General features: G+C 61.4%; 25 protein-coding genes and 1 riboswitch. Of the genes, 18 read left to right on the top strand and 7 right to left on the bottom strand.

What is annotated here, in order from left to right; genetic code table 11:
- Nucleotides 1-34 precede the first annotated feature (34 nt).
- The 14 genes from NDJ82_RS03430 to NDJ82_RS03365 all read left to right on the top strand — a co-directional run bounded on the left by NDJ82_RS03430 (nucleotide 35) and on the right by NDJ82_RS03365 (nucleotide 12598).
- The gene (locus NDJ82_RS03430; protein ID WP_112196391.1) at nucleotides 35-571 is read left to right on the top strand and encodes a C40 family peptidase; all 537 of its coding nucleotides are present in this window, start codon (nucleotides 35-37) and stop codon (nucleotides 569-571) included.
- A gap of 47 nt (nucleotides 572-618) precedes the next feature.
- Nucleotides 619-871, top strand: a riboswitch (cobalamin riboswitch).
- Between the two features lie 79 nt (nucleotides 872-950).
- Entirely contained in the window at nucleotides 951-1562 is a 612-nt protein-coding gene (cobO, locus tag NDJ82_RS03425) for a cob(I)yrinic acid a,c-diamide adenosyltransferase (RefSeq protein WP_158876912.1), read from the top strand.
- Entirely contained in the window at nucleotides 1559-2893 is a 1335-nt protein-coding gene (locus NDJ82_RS03420; RefSeq protein WP_250924932.1) for a cobyrinic acid a,c-diamide synthase CobB, read from the top strand. The genes cobO and NDJ82_RS03420 overlap by 4 nt, the downstream gene beginning before the upstream one ends.
- A 26-nt stretch (nucleotides 2894-2919) precedes the next feature.
- The gene (bluB, locus tag NDJ82_RS03415; protein ID WP_250924965.1) at nucleotides 2920-3570 is read left to right on the top strand and encodes a 5,6-dimethylbenzimidazole synthase; all 651 of its coding nucleotides are present in this window, start codon (nucleotides 2920-2922) and stop codon (nucleotides 3568-3570) included.
- Nucleotides 3567-4475, top strand: a complete 909-nt coding sequence (gene cbiB, locus NDJ82_RS03410) for an adenosylcobinamide-phosphate synthase CbiB (RefSeq protein WP_250924931.1) — start codon at nucleotides 3567-3569, stop codon at nucleotides 4473-4475. The genes bluB and cbiB overlap by 4 nt, the downstream gene beginning before the upstream one ends.
- Nucleotides 4468-5457, top strand: coding sequence for a threonine-phosphate decarboxylase CobD (gene cobD, locus NDJ82_RS03405; protein WP_250924930.1), 990 nt, complete (start codon nucleotides 4468-4470; stop codon nucleotides 5455-5457). The genes cbiB and cobD overlap by 8 nt, the downstream gene beginning before the upstream one ends.
- Nucleotides 5454-6905 (top strand): cobyric acid synthase, encoded by a 1452-nt coding sequence (locus NDJ82_RS03400; protein ID WP_250924929.1) that lies wholly within the window; start codon nucleotides 5454-5456, stop codon nucleotides 6903-6905. The genes cobD and NDJ82_RS03400 overlap by 4 nt, the downstream gene beginning before the upstream one ends.
- A gap of 403 nt (nucleotides 6906-7308) precedes the next feature.
- Nucleotides 7309-7830, top strand: coding sequence for a bifunctional adenosylcobinamide kinase/adenosylcobinamide-phosphate guanylyltransferase (gene cobU / locus NDJ82_RS03395; protein WP_112196387.1), 522 nt, complete (start codon nucleotides 7309-7311; stop codon nucleotides 7828-7830).
- Nucleotides 7827-8882, top strand: coding sequence for a nicotinate-nucleotide--dimethylbenzimidazole phosphoribosyltransferase (cobT, locus tag NDJ82_RS03390; protein ID WP_250924928.1), 1056 nt, complete (start codon nucleotides 7827-7829; stop codon nucleotides 8880-8882). Before cobU ends, cobT begins: the two co-directional genes overlap by 4 nt.
- Complete coding sequence (cobC, locus tag NDJ82_RS03385) at nucleotides 8879-9454, top strand: alpha-ribazole phosphatase family protein (protein WP_191959161.1); 576 nt, start codon at nucleotides 8879-8881, stop codon at nucleotides 9452-9454. Before cobT ends, cobC begins: the two co-directional genes overlap by 4 nt.
- 2 nt (nucleotides 9455-9456) lie before the next feature.
- Nucleotides 9457-10185: an adenosylcobinamide-GDP ribazoletransferase gene (locus NDJ82_RS03380; protein ID WP_112196384.1), complete on the top strand. Its 729-nt coding sequence runs from the start codon at nucleotides 9457-9459 to the stop codon at nucleotides 10183-10185.
- Nucleotides 10186-10227: 42 nt separating this feature from the next.
- Nucleotides 10228-10632, top strand: coding sequence for a MarR family winged helix-turn-helix transcriptional regulator (locus NDJ82_RS03375; RefSeq protein WP_099584085.1), 405 nt, complete (start codon nucleotides 10228-10230; stop codon nucleotides 10630-10632).
- A 63-nt stretch (nucleotides 10633-10695) separates the two neighbouring features.
- A complete protein-coding gene (locus NDJ82_RS03370) occupies nucleotides 10696-11895 on the top strand; it encodes an MFS transporter (protein ID WP_250924964.1) in 1200 nt (399 codons plus the stop codon).
- Nucleotides 11896-12046: 151 nt separating this feature from the next.
- Complete coding sequence (locus NDJ82_RS03365; RefSeq protein ID WP_099584087.1) at nucleotides 12047-12598, top strand: glutathione peroxidase; 552 nt, start codon at nucleotides 12047-12049, stop codon at nucleotides 12596-12598.
- A 65-nt stretch (nucleotides 12599-12663) separates the two neighbouring features.
- On the opposite strand, the gene NDJ82_RS03360 is transcribed toward NDJ82_RS03365, so the two are convergent.
- From NDJ82_RS03360 to NDJ82_RS03345, 4 genes are all read right to left on the bottom strand, one after another.
- The gene (locus NDJ82_RS03360) at nucleotides 12664-13941 is read right to left on the bottom strand and encodes an OmpP1/FadL family transporter (protein ID WP_250924927.1); all 1278 of its coding nucleotides are present in this window, start codon (nucleotides 13939-13941) and stop codon (nucleotides 12664-12666) included.
- Between the two features lie 146 nt (nucleotides 13942-14087).
- Entirely contained in the window at nucleotides 14088-14570 is a 483-nt protein-coding gene (locus NDJ82_RS03355) for a hypothetical protein (protein WP_099584089.1), read from the bottom strand.
- A gap of 281 nt (nucleotides 14571-14851) precedes the next feature.
- On the bottom strand, nucleotides 14852-15076 hold the full coding sequence (locus NDJ82_RS03350; protein WP_003175353.1) for a hypothetical protein: 225 nt from the start codon (nucleotides 15074-15076) through the stop codon (nucleotides 14852-14854).
- Between the two features lie 444 nt (nucleotides 15077-15520).
- Nucleotides 15521-15826, bottom strand: coding sequence for a hypothetical protein (locus NDJ82_RS03345; RefSeq protein WP_099584090.1), 306 nt, complete (start codon nucleotides 15824-15826; stop codon nucleotides 15521-15523).
- A gap of 457 nt (nucleotides 15827-16283) precedes the next feature.
- On the opposite strand from NDJ82_RS03345, the gene NDJ82_RS03340 reads away from it, so the two are divergent.
- A complete protein-coding gene (locus tag NDJ82_RS03340; RefSeq protein WP_191946587.1) occupies nucleotides 16284-16607 on the top strand; it encodes an SEL1-like repeat protein in 324 nt (107 codons plus the stop codon).
- A 61-nt stretch (nucleotides 16608-16668) separates the two neighbouring features.
- Nucleotides 16669-18147 carry a DNA recombination protein RmuC gene (locus NDJ82_RS03335; RefSeq protein WP_502941206.1) on the top strand — a complete coding sequence of 493 codons (1479 nt, stop codon included), beginning with the start codon at nucleotides 16669-16671 and terminating at the stop codon, nucleotides 18145-18147.
- A gap of 62 nt (nucleotides 18148-18209) precedes the next feature.
- On the opposite strand, the gene NDJ82_RS03330 is transcribed toward NDJ82_RS03335, so the two are convergent.
- The 3 genes from NDJ82_RS03330 to NDJ82_RS03320 all read right to left on the bottom strand — a co-directional run bounded on the left by NDJ82_RS03330 (nucleotide 18210) and on the right by NDJ82_RS03320 (nucleotide 22792).
- Nucleotides 18210-21680 carry a hybrid sensor histidine kinase/response regulator gene (locus NDJ82_RS03330; RefSeq protein WP_099584093.1) on the bottom strand — a complete coding sequence of 1157 codons (3471 nt, stop codon included), beginning with the start codon at nucleotides 21678-21680 and terminating at the stop codon, nucleotides 18210-18212.
- Nucleotides 21681-21800: 120 nt separating this feature from the next.
- Nucleotides 21801-22184: a YbaN family protein gene (locus NDJ82_RS03325; RefSeq protein WP_099584094.1), complete on the bottom strand. Its 384-nt coding sequence runs from the start codon at nucleotides 22182-22184 to the stop codon at nucleotides 21801-21803.
- 20 nt (nucleotides 22185-22204) lie between these two features.
- Nucleotides 22205-22792 (bottom strand): UPF0149 family protein, encoded by a 588-nt coding sequence (locus NDJ82_RS03320; protein WP_250924926.1) that lies wholly within the window; start codon nucleotides 22790-22792, stop codon nucleotides 22205-22207.
- A 279-nt stretch (nucleotides 22793-23071) separates the two neighbouring features.
- Between NDJ82_RS03320 and recQ the strand changes: the two genes are divergently transcribed.
- Nucleotides 23072-25198, top strand: a complete 2127-nt coding sequence (gene recQ, locus NDJ82_RS03315) for a DNA helicase RecQ (RefSeq protein ID WP_158876898.1) — start codon at nucleotides 23072-23074, stop codon at nucleotides 25196-25198.
- Between the two features lie 121 nt (nucleotides 25199-25319).
- Entirely contained in the window at nucleotides 25320-25754 is a 435-nt protein-coding gene (locus tag NDJ82_RS03310) for a MarR family transcriptional regulator (RefSeq protein WP_028617350.1), read from the top strand.
- Nucleotide 25755 lies beyond the last annotated feature (1 nt).

The following is a 25755-nucleotide window of genomic DNA, read 5'->3' as shown; positions in this document are numbered from 1 at the left end:
CGAAAGCCGCATCCAGACCAGGATTGTTTTGCACATGTCGACGTCAGCCCGCCTTGTTCTCCTCGTGTGCGCCGCGCTGCTCAGCGCTTGCGCCAGCCGTCCACCGCCTGCTCCTGTCGCGGTCAAGCCCAAGCCGGTGTTCAACTACTCCACCCAGAATTTCTCACCTGCTGCCGAAGACGTGCTCTTCCGTGCGCTGGGCCTGGTCGGCACGCCTTATCGCTGGGGCGGCAACACGCCGGACTCGGGCTTTGATTGCAGCGGCCTGATCGGCTTTGTGTTTCGCGACGCCGCCGGGATCTCCCTGCCGCGCACCACCCGCGAACTGATCGTGATGCGCGCCCAGGACGTGAGCGAGCAGAACCTGCAAACCGGCGACCTGCTGTTCTTCGCCACCGGCGGTGGTTCGCAGGTCAGTCATGCCGGGATCTACGTGGGCGAAGGCCGTTTTGTCCATGCGCCGCAAACCGGCGGTACGGTGAAGCTGGATACCTTGTCCAAGGCGTATTGGCAGAATGCCTACCTGAGCGCCAAGCGTGTGTTGCCGGGGAATCTGGCGCGCAATCCTTAAAAGCAGCTGCAAGCTTGAAGCTTGCAGCTAGCCCCTCAACCCACTAACCTTCGCCGCTTGTTCCAGGTGCTCTGTGACCCATGGGTCGACGGAGTGAAACAGGGAAGCCGGTGAGTGAGCGCGCTTGTACACAGCGCCGCCGCAATTCCGGCGCTGCCCCCGCAACGGTAAATGAGTCAAGACGCTGCTTTTGCCACTGTATCGCTCGCGATATGGGAAGGCGCAGCGTTGGCCTGTGTGCTCTCTATAAGAGCAGCGCCACTCATGAGCCCGGAGACCGGCCTGGATCATTCAACAGCATCACGGTGGGCGATGCTTGGCTGTCTGTTTTTTCTTTTTCCTGCCCGCCGTTTTTGTCCAGCCCCAACGGAGAGCTGCCATGACCGATACCCCCGACCGCGACGAACGCCACCTGGCGCGCATGCTGCGCAAAAAAGCCGTGATCGACGAGCGCATTGCCAATTCCCCCAACGAATGCGGCTTGCTGCTGGTACTTACTGGCAACGGCAAAGGCAAGAGCAGCTCGGCGTTTGGCATGCTCGCCCGCGCCATGGGCCATGGCATGCAGTGCGGCGTGGTGCAGTTCATCAAGGGGCGCAACAGCACAGGTGAGGAGTTGTTCTTCCGCCGCTTCCCCGAGCAAGTGCGCTTCCATGTCATGGGCGAAGGTTTTACCTGGGAAACCCAGGACCGCCAGCGCGATATCGCCGCCGCCGAAGCTGCCTGGGCGGTGTCCCGCGAGCTGCTGCAAGACCCATCCATCGGCCTGGTGGTGCTGGACGAACTGAACATCGCCCTCAAGCACGGCTACCTCGACCTGGACCAAGTGCTCAGCGACCTGCAAGCCCGCCCGCCGATGCAACACGTGGTGGTCACCGGCCGTGGCGCCAAGCCGGAACTGATCGAGATGGGCGACACCGTCACCGAAATGGGCATGCTCAAGCACGCATTCCAGGCCGGTATCAAGGCACAGAAGGGCGTCGAACTTTGAATCGGCCCCGTCATTGCCCAGCCGTATTGATCGCCGCACCGGCGTCCGGCCAGGGCAAAACCACCGTCACCGCCGCGCTGGCGCGTTTGCACCGCAACCTGGGGCGCAAGGTGCGCGTGTTCAAATGCGGCCCGGATTTCCTCGACCCGATGATCCACGAGCGCGCCAGCGGTGCGCCGGTGTATCAATTGGACATGTGGATGGTGGGTGAACAGGAAAGTCGCCGCCTGCTGTGGGAAGCAGCGGGGGAGGCCGACCTGATCCTGATCGAAGGCGTGATGGGCCTGTTCGACGGCACGCCCTCCAGCGCCGACCTGGCGCGCCACTTCGGCGTGCCGGTGCTGGGCGTGATTGATGGCACCGCCATGGCCCAGACCTTTGGCGCCCTGGCACTGGGCCTGGCGCGCTACCAGCCGGATCTGCCATTCGCCGGCGTGCTGGCCAACCGCGTCGGCACGTTGCGCCATGCGCAGTTGCTTGAAGGCAGTCTCACCGAAGGCCTGCGCTGGTATGGCGCACTGTCCCGCGAGACCGGAATCGAGCTGCCGAGCCGTCATCTGGGTCTGGTGCAAGCCAGCGAACTGAATGACCTCGATGCACGCCTGGATGCCGCCGCCCAAGCCTTGGGCAGCAGTTGCGAAGTCGCCTTGCCGCCGCCCGTTACCTTCGCCGCGCCTGAAGTGATCGACGCCGAGCCGCTGTTGGCCGGTGTCCGCATTGCCGTGGCCCGCGACGAAGCCTTCGCCTTTACCTACGGCGCCAGCCTCGACCTGTTGCGGGCGATGGGCGCTGAACTGACGTTTTTCTCGCCGATCCATGACCACGCGTTGCCTGACGCCGACAGTCTCTATCTGCCCGGCGGTTACCCGGAGTTGCACCACCAGGCGCTGTCTGAAAATACCCCGATGCTCGACGCCATTCGCGCGCACCACGCGGCGGGCAAGCCGTTGCTTGCTGAGTGCGGCGGCATGCTCTACCTGCTGGACTCGCTCACCGACGTCGATGGCCACCGCGCCGAACTGCTTGGCTTGTTGCAGGGTGATGCGGTGATGCAGAAAAAATTGGCGGCACTGGCCCTGCAAAGTGTCGACTTGCCGGAAGGCACATTGCGCGGGCATACCTATCACCATTCCTTGACCACGACCGCGTGGGAACCGATTGCTCGCGGCCTGAGCCCCAATGGAGGGCGCGGCGCCGAAGCGGTTTACCGACAAGGGCGCATGACGGCTTCCTACGTGCACTTTTACTTTCCGTCGAACCCGCTTGCGGTGGCCGCATTGTTTTCACCTCTCGCAGGGGAATGCATCCGAAATGTGGGAGGGGCGGTGTGACGATTCGACTTGCCCCCGATGAAGCCATGACCGACAACGCCTTCCCCGAGTCCGACCGCGATGCCGTCTACCGCGCTATCGCCGAGCGTCGCGACATGCGCCATTTCAGCGGCGGCACCGTCGCCCCAGAGTTGCTCCGCCGCCTGCTCCAGGCCGCGCACCAGGCCCCAAGTGTGGGCCTGATGCAGCCGTGGCGTTTTATCCGCATCAGCAACCGTCACCTGCGCGGGGAGATCCAGCAACTGGTCGAAGAAGAACGTGTGCGCACCGCCGAGGCCCTCGGCGAGCGCTCCGACGAGTTTATGAAACTCAAGGTCGAGGGCATCAATGACTGCGCCGAAGTCCTGGTGGCGGCCCTGATGGATGATCGCGAGCGTCATATCTTCGGCCGGCGCACCTTACCGGAAATGGACATGGCTTCGCTGTCCTGTGCGATCCAGAACCTGTGGCTGGCGGCCCGTGTGGAAGGCCTGGGCATGGGCTGGGTGTCGTTGTTCGAACCCCAGGCCCTGGCCAATCTGCTGGGCCTGCCGCCCGGCGCCAAACCCCTGGCCGTGTTGTGCCTGGGGCCGGTCGCCGAGTTCTATCCGGCACCGATGTTGCAGCTCGAAGGCTGGACCGAACCGCGTCCGCTGAGTGACATGTTGTATGAGAATACGTGGGGAGTGAGTCAATGAGTGTGGCCTTGCTGTGTGTCGCCGCAGTGGCGCTGGATGCGTTGTTGGGCGAGCCCAGGCGCTGGCATCCGCTGGTGGCGTTCGGCAATTTCGCCGGACGCATCGAGCAGCGTTTCAACAGTGGTGGTCGTGGCTGGCGCAGCCACGGCGTGACCGCGTGGTTTATCGCCGTGGTGCCGTTGACCCTGCTGGCCACCGCGTTGTCGTGGGCGCCCTATATCGGTTGGGTGCTGGAGATCCTGGCGCTGTACTGCGCCCTCGGCATGCGCAGCCTCGGCGAACATGTAATCCCGGTGGCCCAGGCGTTGCGCAGCGATGACCTGGATGAAGCGCGCACACGGGTCAGCTACCTGGTGAGCCGCCAGACCAGCGAGTTGGACCGCACCGAAGTCGCCCGCGCCGCCACCGAGTCGGTGCTGGAAAACGGCAGCGACGCGGTGTTCGCCGCGATTTTCTGGTTTGTCGTCGCGGGCGTGCCGGGCGTGGTGCTCTACCGCCTAAGCAACACCCTCGACGCCATGTGGGGCTATCGCAATGAACGCTTCGAGCGCTTCGGCTGGGCCGCAGCGAAAATCGACGACGCGCTCAACTACATTCCTGCACGCCTGGTGGCGTTGACCTACGCCGTACTTGGCAACACCCGCCTGGCCTTCAAATGCTGGCGCACCCAGGGTCCGACCTGGGACAGCCCCAACGCCGGGCCTGTGATGGCTGCCGGCGCAGGCGCCTTGGGTGTTGAATTGGGCGGCGCTGCCATCTATCACGGCGAAGTGCACCAACGCCCGCAACTGGGCGAAGGCCCGGCGGCGGATGCCGATTCCATCGACCGAGGCTGGCAACTGGTGCAGCGCGGCGTATGGTTATGGCTGCTGATCCTATGTGCGGGGGCGCAATTCTATGCTTGAACACGGTGGCCGACTGCGCAAGGCGTCCATTCAATACGGGATCCCCGAGGCCGATTGGCTCGACCTGTCCAGCGGCCTCGCGCCCTGGCCCTGGCCGATCCCGGAGATTCCCCTGCGGGCCTGGGCGCGGTTGCCAGAGACGGACGACGGCTTGGAGCAGGCCGCCAGCGAATACTATGGTGCCGCGCATTTATTGCCGGTGGCCGGTTCCCAGGCGGCGATCCAGTTGCTGCCGCGCCTGCGCCGGTCCGGCAAGGTCGGCGTGCTGTCGCCGTGCTACGCCGAGCATGCCGAAGCCTGGCGCCGCGCCGGGTATGTGGTGCGCGAGGTGCAGGAGCAGGAAGTCGATTTCTTCCTCGATGGCCTCGACGTTCTGGTGGTGGTCAACCCCAACAATCCCACGGGCCAGAGCCTGACGCCCCAGCGCCTGCTGGACTGGCACACGCGGCTGGCCCAGCGTGGCGGCTGGCTGGTGGTGGACGAAGCGTTTATGGACGTGACGCCGGAGTTGAGCCTGGCGGGCCAGGCCCATCAGGTCGGCCTGATTGTGTTGCGTTCGTTCGGCAAGTTCTTCGGCCTGGCCGGTGTGCGTCTGGGCTTTGTGCTGGCCGAACGCAAGTTGCTCAAGTTACTTGCTGAACAGGTCGGCCCGTGGGCCGTCAGCGGGCCGACGCGGGTGCTGGGGCAGGTGTGTTTGCGCGACACCGCCGGGCATGCGCGCCGGCGGGTGCGTTGCGTCGAGGCTGGCCAGCGTTTGTTCACACTGCTTGAGCACCACAGCTTTCAGCCCCAAGGCGGCTGCGCGTTATTCCAATGGCTGATCACACCCCACGCTGAACGCATGCACGAATTCATGGCCCAGCACGGCATCCTGCTGCGGCTGTTCGTCCACGACAGCAGCCTGCGCTTCGGCCTGCCCGACACCGAAGCCGATTGGTTGCGCCTCGACGCCGCCCTGGCCGCCTATAAGGACGCTTCATGAGTACGCTGATGGTGCAGGGCACCACGTCCGACGCCGGTAAAAGTACCCTGGTGACTGCGCTGTGCCGCTGGCTGGTGCGCCAAGGCATCGCCGTGGCGCCCTTCAAACCCCAGAACATGGCGCTCAACAGTGCCGTGACGGCCGAAGGCGGCGAGATCGGCCGCGCCCAGGCGGTGCAGGCGCAAGCGGCCAACCTGGCGCCCCACACCGACATGAACCCGGTGCTGCTCAAGCCCAACAGCGACACTGGCTCCCAAGTGATCATCCATGGCCGCGCCGTGACCACCATGAACGCCGTGGCCTATCACGACTACAAAGCCATCGCCATGCAGGCGGTGCTCGCCTCCCACGCACGTTTGAGCCAAGCCTACCCGGTGGTGATGGTGGAAGGCGCGGGCTCCCCGGCAGAGATCAATCTGCGCGCCAACGACATCGCCAACATGGGCTTCGCCGAAGCGGTGGACTGCCCGGTGCTGCTGATCGCCGACATCAATCGCGGCGGTGTGTTTGCCCATCTGGTCGGCACCCTGGAGTTGCTTTCCCCCAGTGAACAGGCGCGGGTCAAGGGCTTCATCATCAACCGCTTTCGTGGCGATATCGCGCTGCTGCAACCGGGCCTTGATTGGCTGGAAGCGCGCACCGGCAAGCCGGTGGTGGGTGTGTTGCCTTACGTGATGGACCTGCACCTGGAAGCCGAAGACGGTATTGACCAACGCCAGATCGACAAAGTGGCGCAGGTGCTCAAGGTGGTGGTGCCGGTATTGCCGCGCATCAGCAATCACACCGACTTTGACCCGTTGCGCCTGCATCCCCAGGTGGATTTGCAGTTTGTCGGGCCGGGTCAGGCGATCCCTGCTGCCGACCTGATTATCTTGCCGGGCTCGAAAAGTGTGCGCAGTGACTTGGCGTATCTGCGTGCCAATGGCTGGGATACGGCCGTGGCGCGGCACTTGCGCTATGGCGGCAAGGTGCTGGGGATTTGCGGCGGGTTGCAGATGTTGGGTGAGCAGGTGCATGACCCGCTGGGGTTGGAGGGGGGCGCCGGGTCTAGTGATGGGCTGGGGTTACTGGCGTTCACCACGACCCTGGAAGAGGAGAAGCAGTTGCGCAATGTGCGTGGGCGGTTGGTGCTGGAGGATGCAGAGGTCAGTGGGTATGAGATTCATGCGGGGGTGACGTCGGGCGATGCGTTGTCTCATGCGGCAGTGAGGCTGGACGATGGGCGCAGTGATGGGGCTTTGAGTGCTGACGGGCAGATTCTCGGCACGTATCTGCATGGATTGTTCGAGACCCCGGCGGCCTGCAGTGCGTTGCTGCGTTGGGCCGGGTTGCCGGATGTGCAGGAGGTGGACTACCACGCGCTGCGCGAGCGCGATATCGAGCGCCTGGCGGATCTGGTGGAGAACCACTTGGACACCGATTTGTTGCGCAAACTGTGTGGGGTTTAATGGTGTACACACGGTTCAAATGTGGGAGAGGGCTTGCCCCCGATAGCGGTCTTTCGGTGTACATATCCATTGCTGCGGTAACGGCCGCTTATGGTTCCGCTCTTACAGCGGCTCACTTTTGGAAAGGCCGGAAGCCGGCCCAGCCAAAAGTAAGCAAAAGGCCTTCGCCCCACCACTCGGCACCTCGCTCAGGCTCGGTGTGCCCGAACGCAGGCTTGAATCCGTGGGCCGCCGCGCTGGGCCATCCATGGCCCAGCGCGGCTAACCCGGCGTCCTGCCGGGTTACCCACGGATTCAAGCCCGCGTTCGGCCAGCGTGGTTTACGGGGCGATCTCAGATCAAAAGCCAGATCAAGAGCGACTCGCTTCGCATCGTGGGTTGGTGGGTGGATTGGGGGTGTCTCATGCTTCAGCTGATTTTGGGCGGTGCTCGCTCGGGTAAGAGCCGACTGGCTGAGAGGCTTGCAGTTGATAGTGCGTTGCCGGTTATTTATATCGCCACCAGCCAACCGCTTGATGGCGAGATGAATGCCCGCGTTGCCTTGCATCGCGAGCGTCGTCCTGATGACTGGGGCTTGATCGAAGAGCCCGTCGAGCTGGCGCGCGTGCTGCGTGAGAATGCCGCCGCCGACCGCTGCCTGTTGGTGGATTGCCTGACCCTGTGGCTGACCAATCTGCTGATGCTCGACGACGCCGAGCGCCTGGCGTTCGAGCGCGATGAGCTGTTGCAAACCCTGGCTTCGCTGCCGGGGGAAATCATTTTTGTCAGCAACGAGACCGGAATGGGTGTCGTGCCGCTGGGCGAATTGACTCGCCGCTATGTGGATGAAGCCGGTTGGCTGCATCAAGCCTTGGCCGAGCGATGTCAGCGTGTTGTCCTGACCGTTGCCGGCCTGCCCCTGACTTTGAAAGGTACTGCGTTATGACTGACACCTGGTGGCTCAACCCTTGTAAGACGATTGACGCCTCGGCGTACGAACAGGCCCTGGCGCGCCAGCAGCAGTTGACCAAGCCGGCCGGTTCCCTAGGCCAGTTGGAAGCGCTGGCGGTGCAATTGGCCGGTTTGCAGGGGCAGGTCAAACCGGCGGTTGATCAGCTGTGGATTGCCATTTTTGCCGGCGACCATGGTGTGGTTGCCGAAGGTGTGTCGGCGTTTCCCCAGGAAGTGACCGGGCAGATGCTGCATAACTTTGTCACCGGTGGCGCGGCGATCAGTGTCTTGGCGCGGCAGTTGGAGGCGCAGTTGGAAGTGGTCGACCTCGGTACGGTCAACCCGTCGCTGAGCCTGCCGGGCGTGCGTCATTTCAATCTCGGCGCGGGCACTGCCAACTTCGTCAATGGCCCGGCCATGACCAGTGCCCAAGGCCGACTGGCGCTGCAAGCGGGTCGCGACAGCGTTTTGCGTGCCCGTGAAAGCGGTGCGCAGTTGTTTATCGGCGGCGAGATGGGCATCGGCAACACCACCGCCGCCAGTGCGTTGGCGTGTGCGTTGCTCAACTGCCAGGTCAGTGACCTGACGGGCCCCGGTACCGGGCTTGACGCCGCAGGTGTCAGCCACAAAGTTGCCGTGATCGAGCGTGCATTGGCGTTGCATGCCGCGCAGCGCGGTGATGCGCTGTACACGCTGTTCAACCTGGGCGGCTTTGAGATTGCCGCGTTGGTAGGGGCTTATCTGGCGTGTGCCCAGGAAGGCGTGGTGGTGTTGGTGGACGGGTTTATCTGCACGGTCGCCGCGCTGGTGGCTACGCGCCTTAATCCGGGCTGCCGCGACTGGTTGCTGTTCGGCCATCGTGGCGCCGAGCCGGGCCATCGTCATGTGCTGCAAAGCCTTGATGCACAGCCCTTGCTGGAACTGGGCCTGCGCCTGGGCGAAGGCAGCGGCGCCGCATTGTCTGTGCCGTTGTTGCGCCTGGCGTGTGCGCTGCACGGGCAGATGGCGACGTTTGCCGAGGCGGCCGTGGCAGATCGTCCGGCATGACCTTGCACCTGGACCTGCTGCGCCACGGCGAAACCGAGCTTGGCGGCGGCCTGCGCGGTAGCCTGGACGATGCGCTCACCGTCAAGGGCTGGGAGCAGATGCGCGCCGCCGTGGTTGCGCAGGGGCCTTGGGACCGGCTGGTCAGTTCGCCGCTGCAACGCTGCGCGCAGTTCGCTGATGAGTTGGGGGCGCGGCTGAAGGTGCCGGTAAGTCTGGAAAAGGACCTGCAAGAGTTGCACTTCGGCGCCTGGGAAGGGCAGAGCGCGGCGGCGTTGATGGAAACCGACGCCGAAGGTCTGGGCCTGTTCTGGGCCGACCCCTACAGCTTCACGCCACCCGAAGGCGAGCCGGTCAGGGATTTTTCCGAACGTGTTTTAGGCGCCGTCTCACGCTTGCATCAGGCTTATGCCGGTGAACGGGTGCTGTTGATCAGTCATGGCGGGGTGATGCGTTTGCTGCTGGCCCAGGCCCGAGGTTTGCCTCGCGAGCAATTGCTGAACGTCGAAGTTGGCCATGGCGGGCTGTTCAGCTTGCAAGTCTGCGCCGATGGCGTATTGAAGGAAGGAATCTGACGATGCTGCCGTTCTGGATCGCGCTGCAATTTCTCAGCAGTTTGCCGATTCGGTTGCCGGGTATGCCGCAACCTCAGGAGCTGGGGCGCTCGTTGCTGTTTTATCCGGTGGTCGGGTTGCTGTTCGGGCTGTTGCTGTGGGGGCTGAATACGGTGCTGACGGGCGCGCCGCTGTTGCTGCATGCCGCGCTGCTGCTGACGGCCTGGGTGCTGCTCAGTGGCGGCCTGCACTTGGACGGCCTGGCGGACAGCGCGGACGCCTGGCTCGGTGGTTTCGGCGACCGTGAGCGCACCCTTACCATCATGAAAGACCCGCGCAGCGGGCCGATTGCGGTGGTCACCCTGGGCTTGGTGTTGCTGCTCAAGTTCACGGCACTGGTAGCCTTGATCGAGCAGCACAACGGCGCTGCACTGATTCTGGCGCCGCTGATCGGGAGGGCGTCGATGCTGGCGTTGTTTCTGACCACACGTTACGTACGTGCAGGTGGATTGGGTCAGGCATTGTCGGATCACTTACCTCGGCTCGTCGGCCAACAGGTGCTGATCCTCAGTGGCCTGGCCTGCATTCTTATCGCAGGTTTCAGCGGTGGGGTTGCGGTGCTGTTGGCGGCGATCTGCTTCATGGGCCTGCGCCAGTTGATGGTCAATCGCCTCGGCGGCACCACAGGCGACACTGCAGGGGCCTTGTTGGAGCTGCTGGAAGTCGTCGTACTGGTCGGCCTAGCGCTGTAACACTTTCTTGCATTTCCATAATCGCGGGTATATACACGTTCCATGCTTGCCTCCCAATGTTTATGCACCAACCTGCGACGTGCCGCCCGTGGCGTCAGCAGGCATTACGACGGCGCCCTCGACGGCTTCGGGATCAACGTTGCCCAGTATTCTTTACTGTGCAACTTGCAGCGTCTCGATCAGCCGAGCATCTCAAGCCTGGCGGATGCCATGGGCCTGGATCGCAGCACCCTGGGGCGTAATTTGCGGGTGTTGGAGTGCGAAGGGCTGGTGCAGTTGGTCGAGGGCAATGACCTGCGCAATCGCTTGGTGTTGCTGACCGACGCCGGTGCAGAACGACTGGCCGCCGCCTTGCCGGCCTGGGAAGCGGCGCAACAGAAATTGATCGATCAACTCGGCGCGGATAAACGCGAAACCTTGTTGGCCTTGCTGGATGAACTCGCCTGAAGGTGAGTTTGTTCGAACACAAGCGGGTATATACCCGCGAGCGGAGAATAAGAAATGACCTCGATGTGGCGCACCAGTGGTTGGATCCTTGTAGGGAGTGCGCTGATCCTGGCGTTGTCGCTGGGTGTTCGACACGGGTTCGGCCTGTTCCTGGCGCCGATGAGCAGCGAATTCGGTTGGGGCCGAGGCACCTTCGCCTTGGCAATCGCGCTGCAAAACCTGATCTGGGGCCTGGCGCAGCCATTTGCCGGCGCGTTGGCCGACCGTTTCGGCGCGACCAAAGTGGTCTTTGTCGGCGGGGTACTGTACGCCGTGGGCCTCGTGTTGATGGGCTTATCCGATTCCGCGTGGTCGCTTTCGCTGAGCGCTGGCCTGCTGATTGGTATCGGTCTGTCCGGCACCTCGTTTTCGGTGATTCTGGGCGTCGTCGGGCGTGCCGTGGCGCCGGAAAAACGCAGCATGGCCATGGGCATCGCCAGTGCCGCCGGTTCGTTCGGCCAGTTCGCGATGGTGCCTGGCACCTTGGGCTTGATCAGTTGGCTGGGCTGGTCGGCGGCGCTGCTTGCGTTGGGCCTGATGGTCGCGTTGATCCTGCCGCTGGTCAGCATGCTCAAGGACCGGCCGCTGCCGGTGCTGGCCGGGCAGCAAACCCTGCGCGAGGCCTTGCACGAAGCCTGCGGACACTCCGGATTCTGGTTGCTGGCCTTTGGCTTTTTCGTCTGTGGTTTCCAGGTGGTGTTTATCGGTGTGCACCTGCCGGCCTATCTGGTCGATCAGCACTTGCCGGCCAGCACGGGCACCACGGTGCTGGCGTTGATTGGCCTGTTCAATATCGTCGGCACCTACACCGCCGGTTGGTTGGGTGGGCGCATGTCCAAGCCGCGCTTGCTGACCGGGTTGTACCTGTTGCGCGCGGTGGTGATTGTGCTGTTCCTGTGGGCGCCGGTGACGCAAATCAGCGCCTATCTGTTCGGCATGGCGATGGGCTTGTTGTGGTTGTCCACCGTGCCGCTGACCAACGGCACCGTAGCCACCTTGTTTGGTGTGCGAAATCTTTCGATGCTCGGTGGGATTGTGTTCCTGTTCCATCAGATCGGTTCGTTCCTCGGCGGCTGGTTGGGCGGGGTGGTCTATGATCGAACCGGTAACTACGATGTGATCTGGCAGGGTGCCATTGTGTTGAGCCTGCTCGCAGCCGCCCTCAATTGGCCGGTTCGCGAGCGGCCGGTGGCGCGTTTGCAGGCGCAAATGGAGGCGGCATGAGCCTGACAGCACGGGGTTTATTGATCACTGCGGGGCTGATCCTGCTGATACTGGCATGGTGGGGCTGGCAACGCGGTGGGCTGGCATTGATGCAACTGGGTATGTCGATCTGTTAAGTTCGATCCCTGAACTCTAGAAAGGACGTTTCGACATGCAGATGCGCTGGCTGGCTGTACCTGTGCTGATGGCGGCTTTTGGTGGTGTGGCGTTGGCTGCCGATTGCCCACCTTTGCTTGAAGGCCAATTGCCCAAACTGCGCGCCAAGGAGTCCATCGACCTGTGTCAGCGTTTTGCCGGTAAACCTCTGGTCATCGTCAATACCGCGAGTTTCTGTGGGTTCGCACCGCAGTTCAAAGGTCTCGAAGCCTTGTATCAGCGCTACAAGGATCAAGGGCTGGAAGTGATCGGCGTGCCGTCCGATGACTTCAAGCAGGAAGCCAAGACCGGCGAGGAGACCGCTAAGGTCTGCTACGTGAACTACGGGGTAACCTTCACCATGACGGAACCGCAGAAGGTCAAGGGGCCGGACGCGGTGAATCTGTTCAAGGTGTTGGCGCAGCAAAGCAATGCGCCGAAGTGGAATTTCTACAAGTATGTGGTGGATCGCCAGGGTAAGGTGATTGGTGATTTTTCCAGCCTGACCAAGCCGGACAGTCCGGAGCTGATCAAGGCCGTTGAGGCGGCGATAGCGTCCAAGCCCTGAACGTCGGTCACTAAAAAGCCCCGCCTCCTGTGCAGGAGAGCGGGGCTTTTTTACACCTGTCTGAATTAGAAGGTGTAGGTCATGCCCAGGCCGAAACCGTTGGCACTGTTTTCGTATTTGGCGCGGTAGCTGGACGGGGCAGCCGTGTTGTTGATCTTGACGTCTTCTTCCTTGAGGTAGGAATAAGCCAGGTCTACCGTCATGTTATCCATCACTTTGTAGCCCAGGCCAACACTGAAGATAGTACGGTCGCCAGTAGGAATACGTGGCGAACGGTCGGTGTTGTTGGTTGGTGACTGGTCGAAGGTCAGGCCGGTACGCAGCACGACCTGCTTGGTCAACTGATACGACGTACCCACGGCGTAGGCCCAGGTGTCGTGCCAGTTCTGCTCTTCAGTGATGCTGCTGATTCGGCTCGGGGCCAGGATGCCGCCGTTGGCACCCGTCACGCCTTCGTTGTTGACGGTGATTTCTTTCAGGCGGCTCCAACGGGTCCAGGTTGCACCGCCGTAGAGTTTCCAGGCATCGGTCAGGTCTTGAGTGACCGACAGATCGTAGGATTCCGGCGTTTCGATTTTCAACGAGGCGTCGTAACGGTTGTTACGCAGGAAGCCTTGGGTGGCAGCCGGGCCGCTGACGGTCGTGTGACCTTCGAGCTTGTACTTCACCTTGGAGTGGTAGGTCAGGCCCACGCGGGTGGTGTCGGTGGCCTGGACCAAAACACCTACGTTGAAGCCGATCGCAGTGTCGTCGCCTTTGATTTTGACGTTGGTGTCGGGCTGCGTGAGGCTCAGGGTCTTGTCCGACTCCAGCACACCGGAAATCCGGTTGATGGTAGGGCCAAAACCGATAGATACCCTGTCGTTGAACGCATAGCTGACAGTTGGCTGGAAGGTCATGACCTTCACTTCGCTCTTGCTGCCGAAACCACGGCCCTGGAAGCCGTTTTCATAGTCGGTCACCAGGCCGAATGGTGCATACACACCAAAGCCGATGGCCCACTGATCGTTGAGTTTGTTGGTGTAGAAGCCGAACGGCACCGCGGTGAACGGAACCATGTCGCCTTTGTTGGAGCCGCCTGGAAGGCCATTCGCATCTTTGATATTGGTCGATGCATCAATCGCCGCAACACCGCCCGTGATCTGCTGGCCATTAAGGCGAGACATACCGGCAGGGTTACCGTAAACAGTGCTTGCATCATCGGCAGAAGAAGAGCGACCTGCGAAACCCGTACCCATCCCGCTGACGCTCTGTTCGTTCAGTGCGAAACCGCTCGCGAACAGTTGGGAGGATGCCATGGCAACGGCGAGGCTAAGTGTGGTCTTGAGCATTACTTTTTTCATTATTAGAACTCCGTGGTGATCACCGCTGCGGAAAGTACCAATAAAATTAACGTCGCGCTATAGGCTGTAATGTAGGAGATAGAGCGGTTTTGTAGGACAATCCGACCAGAATTCAGCGTTTTTGGCGAATCTTGCAAATTGCCCGGTCAGCAAACCGCGTGATTCATGGGTGAAACACAGGTTTGCCAGGTTTGAGTGAAATCGCGCAGCCTTCCTTGCGGATGAAATATTTCTTTCCAGATACGTGCCATGGCTAAAACATCACCGGCCGCCGGCAGTGCGGGGCTGTGTTGTTCTACCAGGAGCCAGGCGATTGCCGTGGCGTAACGCAGGTTGACGGTGAGCTCCAACTGGGGCGCGCTGAGGAACGCATGTTGGCTGGCCAAACCGCGTACCAGGCTGGCACGTTCCGGGTCGAGCGCCAGATAGGTGTCCCACAAGGCGCGATGGCGGGGTTCGGTGATGCTGTACAGGCCGTGGCCGCGTCGATCGTGCAAGGCTGAACCCAATTCCGACTGGCTGGCCGCAATACCCAGCAGCAGGGACTCAGCCGTAGGGCTTTCCCGGCCGAGGTACATCAACGTCGGCCGGATTACATAACGACACAATTCACTGGCAGCGATACCCATACAAGCCTCAATCCGTGAAAGTGGTGGGCGAGGCCTGAGAAGGAGGGGGCTTGGCAGCAGTGGATCGGATCTCAGGCTCGCCGCAAGCGGATCATGCCGCTTGAGTTGAAGTGTAGTGTCATATTCGTGATGTAAAGGACTGTTTTTAAAACATCTTATTCATCCAGTTATAACGTTTATATCGATTTGAACTTAGTGAATCTGCGCAAAACTCAAATCGCGGGCAATAAAAAACCCTGTGTTTTAAACAGGGTTTTTTGTGTTTCAGCGACTCGGGTCGATCAGGCAACGAGTGCCTGACGGGTACGCTCGATCACGGCCTGCAGCGGTTCTGCGCTGGAGTATTGATCGGGGTACAGGCGTTCGCTGTGACGAGCGATGCCGTGTTCGTTGACCAGGGTGAAGCTGAAGCAGCCTTTGCGAGCGGCCATGATCAGGCAGTTCATTGGAGCAAAAGCATTGGTGAGGGTGCGAATGGCATCCTGAGTATGGATTTGAGCGTTCATATTATTGGTGTTCCTACAAATGACACGGATTAAGAACCGTGCAACGTTAAAACGTTCCAGTAACGTTGATCACCAATGATCAAACGAAGAACCCGACTGGAACAAAGCAGCCAGTTTGAAGCGCTAATAAGTTAGGCGCGCTTGGGCTGGCAGGTAGGTACTTAGGAGGGCAGGCAACACAACAGGGGCAAAGGTTCTGGGCCCAGGGTGAAGATCCTGATCAATTTGCAGGTTGGTTCGGTCAGAGTATGGAAACTTCGCAACACCCTTTGCTTGTTCAAAGGCAGTGTCGTCGCAAGTGATACCTGGAAACCATCGAGGTGGTCGATCCCGTGTTGTTCAGGGGAGTTGTTCGACCAGAATTGACTTTCAGCTTGGTACTAACGCCGCGGATAGTAACGGATTGAAACAGGTAAGGGAAGTGTGTTAGCCAAAAAACTTTAATCAGCTGCCCAGTAGGCTGCGGTAGACCAATACGGTGACGGCCGCCGCCATCGAGCAGCCCAGCCCGTACGCGGCAAGGGTCAGACGCAGTGATTGGCCGGTCTCGACCGCCTTCATCACATCGGCCATATCGTTGATGCGGCCTTCACCCAACTCGATGCACAGGCTTACGGCCGTGAAAGCGGCCGACAGCAGGATCGCGATGGCAAACAGCGCCCCATCCGGGGATGGCAGCGCGACATTGATCCCCAATGAGATGGCGCAGATGGCCAGTAACCACACGGCGAATAACAGAATTCCTTTCATCGACCTACCCAGCGTTGCGTTGCCCGTCGGGCAGTGTGGCGAGCCGGTATGGATTTGAAAAGTCCCCGTTTTGCGGCGGCGGTAACATTTTTGAAGTCAGTCGCTTCAAAAAAAGCCGGGGATATAACCATCGGATCGGTACTTGTGCACATTAGTTGCGAGGTGTGTAACCTAGCTGTCAACTGCGTCGCCGGGCCGGCATTTGCCTGCAATGGAAATTTAAGTCAATGAAAAATCTGGCTTTTTTTTATTGGTGAAAAAATCGTCAGTTTGACTGCGAGCCCCGTTCCATGGGCCTTTGCGCGAGTTAAAGGTGGGTTGTCCACTGAGTTATCCACAGCTTCTGTGGATTGTCCCGAGCGCTTGCTCTAGAACGGGCGTGCACGGTTTTTTCAGCTTTACCTGTACGAAAAAAAGAGTAGAGTGGCGCGCCTTCTGTTCTGCCCCACAGTGCTTTATGAAGTTTCGCTCAGTATCAACTCCTGTTACCGATACCCCACAGACTGTTACCGCACCCAAGCGCTTCTCCTTGAAGATCGCCCTGTGGTTGCTCGACAGCCCGCGCCTGGGGCACAGCAACAACGTCAAACATTTCGCCGGGCGCTTGCTCAAGCAGCCGGCTCGTGAAGGCGTGGTCGCCGCGCAGAGCCGCCTAGGCCAATTGATGTGCCGTGAGTGCGGCAACGCCCGCGACCGCCGAATCGGCCACGACCTGCTGCGCCTGGCAGCCCGTGCCGGTGACCGTCGCGCCCAACGCGAACTGGGCCAGGTCGAAGACTGAGCTGTCTTCGCGCCCTATGCTTGGTTAACCTTGCTCTTTTTCGGTGATGGCAGAAATGGCTATGGCTTTTGACTGGACCAGTATCGCCTTGGGCGTTGCTGGCGCTGCAGTGCCTTTATTGGCCGTGTGCTGGCAGATCCAGCGGCGGTTGAGTGCGCGCACCACCGGCTGGGAACTGCTCGAAGAGCGCCTGGCCACCGCGCAACTGGCGCAGGAGGGGCTCGCAGCCCAACTGGATGCCAGTCGCGATGAAATCAGCGACCTGAGCCAGGCCAACGCCGCCAAGCAAGCCGACCTTGCCGCCGTGCGCCGTGAAGTCGAGCTGTTGCAGATCGACCGTGACAACGCCCGCGACGCCGCCCACGCCTGGAACCTCGACCGCAGCGCGAAGGACACCGAATTGCGCCGCCTCGACGCCCTGGCGGCCGGCTTGCGCGCTGAGCTGCGCGAGCAGCAGGACAGCCATCAACAGCGCCTCACTGACCTGCAAGGCTCGCGGGATGAGCTGCGCGCACAGTTCGCCGAGTTGGCCGGCAAAATCTTCGACGAACGTGAACAGCGTTTTGCCGAAACCAGTCAGGAACGCCTGGGCCAGCTGCTCGACCCGTTGAAAGAGCGCATCCAGTCCTTTGAAAAGCGCGTGGAAGAGAGCTATCAGAACGAGGCCCGTGAGCGTTTTTCCTTGGCGAAGGAGCTTGAGCGCCTACAGCAACTGAACCTGCGCCTGTCAGACGAAGCCACCAACCTCACCCGCGCCCTCAAGGGCCAGAAAACCCAGGGCAACTGGGGCGAACTGATCCTCGAGCGGGTCTTGGAACATGCAGGCCTCGAAAAGGGCCGCGAATACCAGACCCAGGTCAGCCTCAAAGGGCCGGACGGCGAGCGCTTCCAGCCGGATGTGCTGATCATGTTGCCCGGCGACAAGCAGGTAGTGGTGGACTCCAAGGTCAGCCTGACGGCTTATCAGCAGTACGTCGCGGCCGATGATGAAGTGATCGGCCAGGCGGCACTGAAGCAGCACGTACTGTCGCTGCGCAATCACGTCAAAGGCTTGGCCGGCAAGGATTACAAACGCCTGGAAGGTTTGCACAGCCTGGATTTTGTGTTGCTGTTCGTGCCGATCGAAGCGGCATTTTCCGCCGCGTTGCAGGCCGAGCCGAATCTGTTTCAGGAGGCCTTCGACCGCCATATCGTGATCGTCAGCCCCACCACATTGCTCGCTACGCTGCGGGTGATCGACAGCTTGTGGAAGCAGGAACGCCAAAGCCAGAACGCCCGTGAAATCGCCGAGCGTGCGGGTTGGCTGTATGACAAGTTTGTGCTGTTTATTCAGGATCTGGACGAAGTGGGCAATCGTCTGCAGCAGTTGGATAAGGCTTACAGCGCGGCGCGAAACAAGCTGACAGATGGGCGCGGAAATCTGGTCAGTCGTACCGAGCAATTGCGGTTGCTCGGCGCTCGCGCGAGTAAAAGCCTGCCGGCCGATCTGTTGGAGCGGGCGATGACCGATTCAGATGGAGTAGCGCACGTCCCCGAGTAAACGCAGATCGAAGTGTGGGAGGGAGCAAGCCCCCTCCCACATTTTGGTTGAGTACACACAGCCTATAAGGGCAAATGCCGACTCAACAACGCCCGTAGCGCCGCAGGCTTCACCGGCTTGGCGAGGTAATCCAACCCCGCCGCATGCACCTCGGCCAGCATCTCCGGGCGGCCATCGGCACTGATGACCACGCCGGGAATCGGCTCCGCCAATTGCGCGCGCAGCCAACCCATCAATTGCGTACCGGTCTCGCCATGGTCCAGGTGGTAATCCACCAGCGCCAGTTGCGGCCGCACCCCTTCAGCCAACAATGCCGCGCATTGCGCCTGGTCGGTGGCGGTCCACACCTCGCAGCCCCAGCGCGTCAGCAGGCTGCGCATGCCGATCAGGATGCTCTCTTCATTATCCACGCACAGCACCTGCGCACCGCTCAAGGGTTGGCCGTTTTCCGCTGTCGGCTTGGGCTGCGGGCTGGCCTGGTTGCGCGCCAGCGGCACGCGCACGCTGAATACGCTGCCTTTGCCTGGCCACGAGCGCACGCTCAGGCGATGGCCCAGCACGCGGCACAGGCCGTCGGCGATTGCCAGGCCCAGGCCCAGGCCTTTTTCGGCGCGGGTCTGGTGGCTGTCCAGGCGCTTGAATTCTTCGAAGATCACCTTCTGTTTATCCTGCGGAATACCGGGGCCTCTGTCCCACACTTCCAGGCACAACCCACCCTTGCGCCGGCGTACGCCAAGCAGCACCGGGCCATCGGCATAACGGAAAGCGTTGGTCAGGAAATTCTGCAGGATCCGTCGCAGCAGCTTGATGTCGCTGTCGACCCGCAGGCGACTGCCGCGCAGGCGGAAACGCAAACCCTGCTCCTGGGCCAGCGCCTTGAATTCCGCGCCCAGGGTGTCGAAGAGTTCGTTGAGCACAAAGGGCTGGCGCTGTGGGTTGATCTTGCCGTTTTCCAGGCGCGAGATATCCAGCAGGTCGCTGATCAGGTCTTCAGCCGAGCGCAGCGAGCTGTCCAGGTGTTGCACCAGTTGCCGGGCTTCAGTGGACAGGCCGTCGTTCTGGTGGGAGAGGGCGGCGGAAAACAGGCGTGCGGCGTTCAAGGGTTGCATCAGGTCATGACTGACGGCCGCGAGAAAGCGTGTCTTCGACTGGCTGGCGGATTCGGCCACGCCTTTGGCATCGGTGAGCGCCACATTCAACTGCGACAGTTCATGGGTGCGCTCGGTCACCCGCTGCTCCAGGCCTTCGTTGGCTTCGGTGAGGGCCTGCTCGGCTTCGCGGAACGCGGTGATGTCGGTGAAACTCATGACAAACCCACCGCCGGGCATCGGGTTGCCGATCAGCTCGATCACCCGTCCATTCGGGAACAAGCGCTCGGAGGTGTGCGCGCGGCCCTGGCGCATCCAGTGCAGGCGTCGCGCCACATGCACTTCAGCCTCGCCGGGGCCACACAGGCCGCGCTCGGCGTTGTAGCGGATGATGTCGGCGATAGGCCGGCCCACGCTGATCAGCCCGTCGGGATAGTTGAACAGTTCCAGGTAGCGCCGGTTCCAGGCTACCAGCTTGAGCGACTGGTCGACCACGCTGATGCCCTGGGTGATGTTCTCGATGGCACCTTGCAGCAGCGCTCGGTTGAACTGCAGGACTTCCGACGCTTCATCGGCGATGCGTACTACGTCCTCCAGTTGCATTTCCCGCCCTTCAATCGCAGCTTTTACTACCGCGCGAGTCGAAGAGGCACCGAGCACACCGGCCAGCAGGCGCTCGGTATGGGCGATCCAGTCGTTATCGGCATTCTGATTGGGGTTAAAGCCTTTGCCCTGGCGATAGGCGAAGCGGATAAAACTTTGCTGGGCCCGCTCTTCACCGACAAAACGCGCCGCCAGGCTCAGCAGGTCGCTGATCTGTACCGACAGCATCGAGCGGGCGTTGGCACGCTGGCTGATTTCTTGACCGATAAAACGCCCGGCTTGCCAGTGCTCCGACACCCGCGTGCGCGACAGCATCGACACCCACACAAACAAGGTGAAGTTGCCCGCCAAGGAGAACACGGTGCCCAGGGTGAGGGGTGTGACGGACAACCCCAGTGGATGGGAATGCATCCACGTAAGGCCGGGGAAAAGGCTGAGGGACCAGCCCAGGCTTTTCGCCGTTACGGGTAGGACCAAGGTGTAGAACCACAGGAATGTGCCCGCCGCCAACCCGGCAAACACCCCGCGCCGGTTGGCCTGTTTCCAATACAGTGCGCCGAGCATGGCCGGGGCGAGCTGGGTCACGGCGGCAAACGCGATTTGACCGATAGTCGCCAGGCTCGCCGTAGAACCCAGCAAACGGTAGCTCACGTAAGCCAGCAGTAGAATGATCACAATGCTGACCCGGCGCACCGAGAGCATCCAGTGGCGGAACACCTCGAACGGCCGCTCGGCGCTGGAGCGGCGCAACAGCCACGGTAGCAACATGTCGTTGGAAACCATGGTCGACAAGGCAATGCTCGCCACAATCACCATGCCGGTGGCCGCCGAGGCGCCGCCGATAAATGCCAGCACCGCCAGCGCCGGATGGGCTTCGGCCATGGGCAGGCTGATCACATAGGAATCCGGCAACACCGAGCCCGGCAGCAGCATCTTGCCGCCGAGGGCGATGGGGATCACAAACAGCGCAGCAAGGATCAGATACGCCGGGAATACCCATTTGGCGACGCGCAAGTCCTGTGGGTCGATGTTCTCGACGACGGTCACATGAAACTGTCGCGGCAAGCAGATGATTGCCATCATCGCCACGCCGGTCTGCACCACCATCGACGGCCAGTTGACGGTTTCCTTCCAGTATTCTTCCAGCCGTGGCGCGAGCATTGCCTGGCTGAACAGGTCGCCGAAACCGTCATAGAGGCCGTAGGTCACAAACGCGCCCACTGCGAGAAACGCGAACAGCTTGACCAGGGATTCAAACGCAATCGCCAGCACCATGCCACGGTGGTGCTCCGTGGCGTCGAGGTTGCGCGTGCCAAACACAATGGTGAACAGCGCCAACACCAGCGACACGATCAGCGCCGTGTCCTGGGCCCGCGTGCCGGTGGTGTCGGCGCCAGCGCCGATCAGCAGGTTCACCCCCAGCACGATGCCTTTGAGTTGCAGGGCGATGTAGGGCAGCACGCCGACCAGGCAAATCAACGCGACCACCACGGCCAGGGACTGGGACTTGCCGTAGCGTGCGGCGATAAAGTCTGCGATGGAGGTGATGTTTTCCTGCTTGCTGATCAGAATCATCTTCTGCAGCACCCAGGGTGCCAACACCAGCAACAACACCGGTCCGAGGTAGATCGGTAAAAACGCCCACAACTGCTCGGCGGCCTGGCCTACGGCGCCGAAGAAGGTCCAACTGGTGCAATACACCGCGAGCGACAGGCTGTACACCCAGGCGCGCACGCGCGGCGGCAAAGGCGCACGGCGGCGGTCACCGTAGAAGGCGATGGCAAACATAATGGCCATATAGGCCAGGGCAACGGCGGCGATCAGCCCGCTGGACAGCGTCATGGTAACTCCGAGCATAGGAACACCCAGGCATTCCAGGCCCGGTTGGACAGTCTCGCATGATGGCTGGGGTTAGTCAGTGTCGACCAAGGTCGTGTGGGATCTAATGTCGCAGGGGGGCGTTTAGCGTGGGGGCAGGGTTTTCTGACGCAGGATGTAGATCGTCACCAATACCGCGCTGGTCAGCATGAACCCGCGTGCCCATGGCAGTGGCACGAGGTAGCAGGACAGGCCGATGCTCAGCCACATCAAGCCGATGGCGTAGACCTTGCCTTTGAGCGGGATGCCGTTGCCGTCCAGATAATCTCGAATCCACGGGCCCAGGCGCGGGTGTTGCACCAGCCAGTGGTAGAAACGTGGGGAGCTTCGGGCGAAGCAGGCGGCGGCGAGCAGCAGAAAGGGCGTGGTCGGCAATACCGGTAGGAAAATGCCTATCACCCCCAGCGCTACGCTCAGCCAGCCGATAGCCAGCAGCACGTAGCGCAGGAGCAGCGAGCGATTGCCCATGGGTGTCACGGGCAAGGGACTCAGTGGTGACGTGGCTTGAGGATCGCCGGTTTTTCGTCAGGGGCGTTGCACAGCAGGTACAGGGCGGTCAGGGCTTCCGGGATCTGGACGATCATGTCGTCCATCAGGTTGGCGTCGGCGGCAATGTCCGAAAATTCAGCTTCTTCTTCAAACAGCCCCGAACCCACCATGATCGGCAGGAGCATTTCGCTGACTTCTTCCTCGGCGGTTTCGAACCAGGCGGCTTCACGCAGGAATACGCCTTCCATGAAGCCGATGCACCAGCCGCGCAGGTCGGAGTCGTCCGGGTCGTCGCCCAGGTCCAGTTCGCAAGGCAGCTCGAACTCTTCATCAGACGCCAGTTGGCGAGCGATGTGGGCCTTGAGGGCCAGCAGGGTGGATTCGATTTCTTCGCGATGGGCGTCGTTTTCGTAATGCGGCTCTTCGGCGAACAGCGCATCGATCCATTCACGGTCGGGAACGACCTCGGCGCAGATCGACAGGGCGGTCAGGTAGCCGTGGGCGGCCACGTAGTCCAGCGCCTCGTCATGCAGCTCATCGGCGTCGAGGAAGGCTTGCAGGCGGGTTAGTTGCTCAGCGAAGGACATTGAAGAATTACCTTGGGAATAAACGATGCTGAATTCTAGGCTTTCTTGCGCGCCCAAGCCAGTCGGCGTGCACATTTGCCAGGTTTTAGAGACGGGCTGCAATTCGTCAGCGGCGCCCTTTGCCGGATGGCGCTCGGGTATACTGCCGCGTTTTGTGATGCCCCTGCAGGCCAAGCGCCAGGTCGAGAAAACTTCGCTTACGGATTATTTTTCGTGACCCCGCGTTTTTTCGACCAGCCTGTACAGAGGGATTTCGGCACTATTTTGTTGGAGTTATACATGCTCGATCAGGCTCAACGCGTCCTCAAGGACATCTTCGGCTACGACAGTTTTCGTGGCCGCCAGGGTGCGATCATTGAGCGCGTGGCCAAGGGTGGTGATGCCCTGGTACTGATGCCTACCGGCGGCGGCAAGTCATTGTGTTTCCAGGTGCCGGCGTTGTTGCGCAACGGGCTGGCCGTGGTGGTATCGCCGCTGATCGCGCTGATGGACGACCAGGTCGCGACCCTGGAAGAGCTCGGCGTCGCCGCGGCTGCCTTGAACTCCACCCTCAGCGCCGAGCAGCAGCGCGACCTGGCCGCACGCATCAAGCGCGGCGAAGTCAAAATGCTCTACCTGGCCCCCGAGCGCCTGGTGCAGCCGCGCATGCTGGCGTTTTTGCAGAGCCTGGAAATTGCCCTGTTCGCCATCGACGAAGCCCACTGTGTCTCCCAGTGGGGTCATGATTTCCGCCGCGAGTATTTGCAGCTGGGTCAATTGGCCGAGCTGTTTCCCGACGTTCCGCGCATTGCCCTGACCGCCACGGCCGACAAGCGCACCCGTGAAGAAATCGTCGAACGCCTGCACCTGCAGAATGCCGAGCGTTTCCTGTCGAGCTTTGACCGGCCGAATATTTTCTACCGCATCGTGCCCAAGGAGCAGCCGCGCAAGCAGTTGCTCGCGTTCCTCTCTGAACGGCGCAGCGATGCGGGCATCGTCTACTGCCTGTCGCGCAAGAAGGTCGATGAAGTCGCTGCATTTCTCTGTGAACAAGGCTATCCGGCGCTGCCGTATCACGCTGGTTTGCCCAACGAAACCCGCTCTGCTCACCAGAAGCGCTTCCTCAACGAGGAAGGCTTGATCATGGTGGCCACCATCGCGTTCGGCATGGGCATCGATAAATCCAACGTGCGCTTCGTGGCCCACATGGACCTGCCCAAATCCCTTGAGGCGTACTACCAGGAAACTGGCCGCGCCGGCCGTGATGGCCTGCCGGCGGATGCATGGATGGTCTACGGCCTGCAGGACGTGGTGATGCTCAAGCAGATGCTGCAGAACTCCGAAGGTGACGAGCGCCACAAGCGCCTGGAGCAGCACAAGCTCGACGCCATGCTCTCGCTGTGCGAAGAGACCCGCTGCCGCCGCCAGACCCTGCTGGCGTATTTCGACGAAGACATGCCGCAGCCGTGCGGCCACTGTGATAACTGCATGGATGGCGTGCAGACGTGGGACGCCACCGAGCCGGCGCGCCAGGCGCTGTCGACCATCTACCGCACTGGCCAGCGCTACGGCGTGGGCCATCTGGTGGATGTGTTGCTGGGCAAGGACAACGAAAAAGTCCGCAGTTTCGGCCACGAGAAACTCTCGGTCTACGGTGTCGGCAAAGCCCGCGCCGAAGGCGAGTGGCGTTCGCTGTTCCGTCAGATGGTCGCACGCGGCCTGGTGGACATCGATATCGAAGGCTACGGCGGTCTGCGTCTTAACGACAGCTGCCGCCCGCTGCTCAAGGGTGAAGTGAGCCTGGAACTGCGTCGCGACCTCAAGCCGCAAACCACCGCCAAGACCAGCACCAGTCAGGCCAGCCAGCTTGTACGCGGCGAGGAGCGCGAACAGTGGGAAGCCCTGCGTACCCTGCGGCGCAAGCTGGCCCAGGAACACAGCGTGCCGCCGTACGTTATTTTCCCCGATTCCACCTTGCTGGAAATGCTGCGCGAGCAGCCCACCACCATGGCCGAGATGGCGCGGGTCAGCGGTGTTGGTGCGCGCAAGCTGGAGCGCTACGGCCAGGCTTTCCTCGAAGTGCTCGGCGGCCAGGCCGAAGCGCCGAAGGAAATCGCCGATATCCGCCACGAACTCATCAGCCTGGCACGTGCCGGCATGACCCCGATCCAGATCGCCGGCCAGTTGCAATGCTCGGAGAAGAACGTCTACACCTTGCTCGCTGAATCGATCGGCAAGCAGCAGCTGTCCTTGGAGCAGGCCCTTGATTTACCGGAAGATTTGCTCGGTGAAATCCAGGACGCATTCCTCGACGGAGAAGGCGAATTGCCACCCGTTGCTGAGATCGCCCCCCTGTTTGCCGGACGTGTACCTGAGGGCGTTTTGTACTGCGTAAGGGCCGCTTTGCAGTCTGAATTCGAAATTTAGTGTGCCAATTACGACAACGTAACGATTCAGTACATAGCAACTCTTGCCTAGTGGCGGGGCTCATGCTTAGCTGGCTAATAATTAGCCACACTTTATTTTCAGTCTAACCCATGAGTTTTTTATGCCGTTAACCGATCAACACCGCTTTGGCATGCAACTGGCGCAAATGTCCCGAGGTTGGCGCGCCGAGCTCGACCGCCGTTTGGCGGGGCTGGGCTTGTCCCAGGCGCGCTGGCTGGTGCTGCTGCACCTGGCCCGTTTCGAAGAGGCCCCCACCCAGCGTGAGCTGGCGCAAAGCGTTGGTGTAGAAGGGCCGACCCTGGCGCGCTTGCTCGACAGCCTTGAAGGCCAGGGCCTGGTGCAACGCCAGGCGGTGGTGGAAGACCGACGCGCCAAACGCATCCTGCTGTGCGACACCGCACGGCCGTTGATCGAACAGATTGAAACCATTGCCACCGCGCTGCGCCACGAGTTGTTCGTGGGCGTGGATGAAGCGGATTTGAGCGTGTGCATGCGCGTGCATGGGCACATTCTGGCGAATCTGGAAAAGTCCTGAT

The organism is Pseudomonas sp. SR18, from assembly GCF_023701505.1.
GTDB classification, from domain to species: Bacteria; Pseudomonadota; Gammaproteobacteria; order Pseudomonadales; family Pseudomonadaceae; genus Aquipseudomonas; species Aquipseudomonas cyclaminis.
The sequence above is the reverse complement of the archived record's forward strand: the minus strand, read 5'-3'. Positions and strand labels throughout refer to the sequence as shown.

Excerpts from the sequence above, each read along its gene's own strand:
- NDJ82_RS03430 (WP_112196391.1), top strand. The coding sequence starts at position 35 with ATGTCGACGTCAGCCCGCCTTGTTCTCCTCGTGTGCGCCGCGCTGCTC.
- cobO (WP_158876912.1), top strand. The coding sequence starts at position 951 with ATGACCGATACCCCCGACCGCGACGAACGCCACCTGGCGCGCATGCTG.
- bluB (WP_250924965.1), top strand. The coding sequence starts at position 2,920 with ATGACCGACAACGCCTTCCCCGAGTCCGACCGCGATGCCGTCTACCGC.
- cbiB (WP_250924931.1), top strand. The coding sequence starts at position 3,567 with ATGAGTGTGGCCTTGCTGTGTGTCGCCGCAGTGGCGCTGGATGCGTTG.
- cobD (WP_250924930.1), top strand. The coding sequence starts at position 4,468 with ATGCTTGAACACGGTGGCCGACTGCGCAAGGCGTCCATTCAATACGGG.
- NDJ82_RS03400 (WP_250924929.1), top strand. The coding sequence starts at position 5,454 with ATGAGTACGCTGATGGTGCAGGGCACCACGTCCGACGCCGGTAAAAGT.
- cobU (WP_112196387.1), top strand. The coding sequence starts at position 7,309 with ATGCTTCAGCTGATTTTGGGCGGTGCTCGCTCGGGTAAGAGCCGACTG.
- cobT (WP_250924928.1), top strand. The coding sequence starts at position 7,827 with ATGACTGACACCTGGTGGCTCAACCCTTGTAAGACGATTGACGCCTCG.
- cobC (WP_191959161.1), top strand. The coding sequence starts at position 8,879 with ATGACCTTGCACCTGGACCTGCTGCGCCACGGCGAAACCGAGCTTGGC.
- NDJ82_RS03380 (WP_112196384.1), top strand. The coding sequence starts at position 9,457 with ATGCTGCCGTTCTGGATCGCGCTGCAATTTCTCAGCAGTTTGCCGATT.
- NDJ82_RS03375 (WP_099584085.1), top strand. The coding sequence starts at position 10,228 with ATGCTTGCCTCCCAATGTTTATGCACCAACCTGCGACGTGCCGCCCGT.
- NDJ82_RS03370 (WP_250924964.1), top strand. The coding sequence starts at position 10,696 with ATGTGGCGCACCAGTGGTTGGATCCTTGTAGGGAGTGCGCTGATCCTG.
- NDJ82_RS03365 (WP_099584087.1), top strand. The coding sequence starts at position 12,047 with ATGCAGATGCGCTGGCTGGCTGTACCTGTGCTGATGGCGGCTTTTGGT.
- NDJ82_RS03360 (WP_250924927.1), bottom strand. The coding sequence starts at position 13,941 with ATGAAAAAAGTAATGCTCAAGACCACACTTAGCCTCGCCGTTGCCATG.
- NDJ82_RS03355 (WP_099584089.1), bottom strand. The coding sequence starts at position 14,570 with ATGGGTATCGCTGCCAGTGAATTGTGTCGTTATGTAATCCGGCCGACG.
- NDJ82_RS03350 (WP_003175353.1), bottom strand. The coding sequence starts at position 15,076 with ATGAACGCTCAAATCCATACTCAGGATGCCATTCGCACCCTCACCAAT.
- NDJ82_RS03345 (WP_099584090.1), bottom strand. The coding sequence starts at position 15,826 with ATGAAAGGAATTCTGTTATTCGCCGTGTGGTTACTGGCCATCTGCGCC.
- NDJ82_RS03340 (WP_191946587.1), top strand. The coding sequence starts at position 16,284 with ATGAAGTTTCGCTCAGTATCAACTCCTGTTACCGATACCCCACAGACT.
- NDJ82_RS03335 (WP_502941206.1), top strand. The coding sequence starts at position 16,669 with ATGGCTTTTGACTGGACCAGTATCGCCTTGGGCGTTGCTGGCGCTGCA.
- NDJ82_RS03330 (WP_099584093.1), bottom strand. The coding sequence starts at position 21,680 with ATGACGCTGTCCAGCGGGCTGATCGCCGCCGTTGCCCTGGCCTATATG.
- NDJ82_RS03325 (WP_099584094.1), bottom strand. The coding sequence starts at position 22,184 with ATGGGCAATCGCTCGCTGCTCCTGCGCTACGTGCTGCTGGCTATCGGC.
- NDJ82_RS03320 (WP_250924926.1), bottom strand. The coding sequence starts at position 22,792 with ATGTCCTTCGCTGAGCAACTAACCCGCCTGCAAGCCTTCCTCGACGCC.
- recQ (WP_158876898.1), top strand. The coding sequence starts at position 23,072 with ATGCTCGATCAGGCTCAACGCGTCCTCAAGGACATCTTCGGCTACGAC.
- NDJ82_RS03310 (WP_028617350.1), top strand. The coding sequence starts at position 25,320 with ATGCCGTTAACCGATCAACACCGCTTTGGCATGCAACTGGCGCAAATG.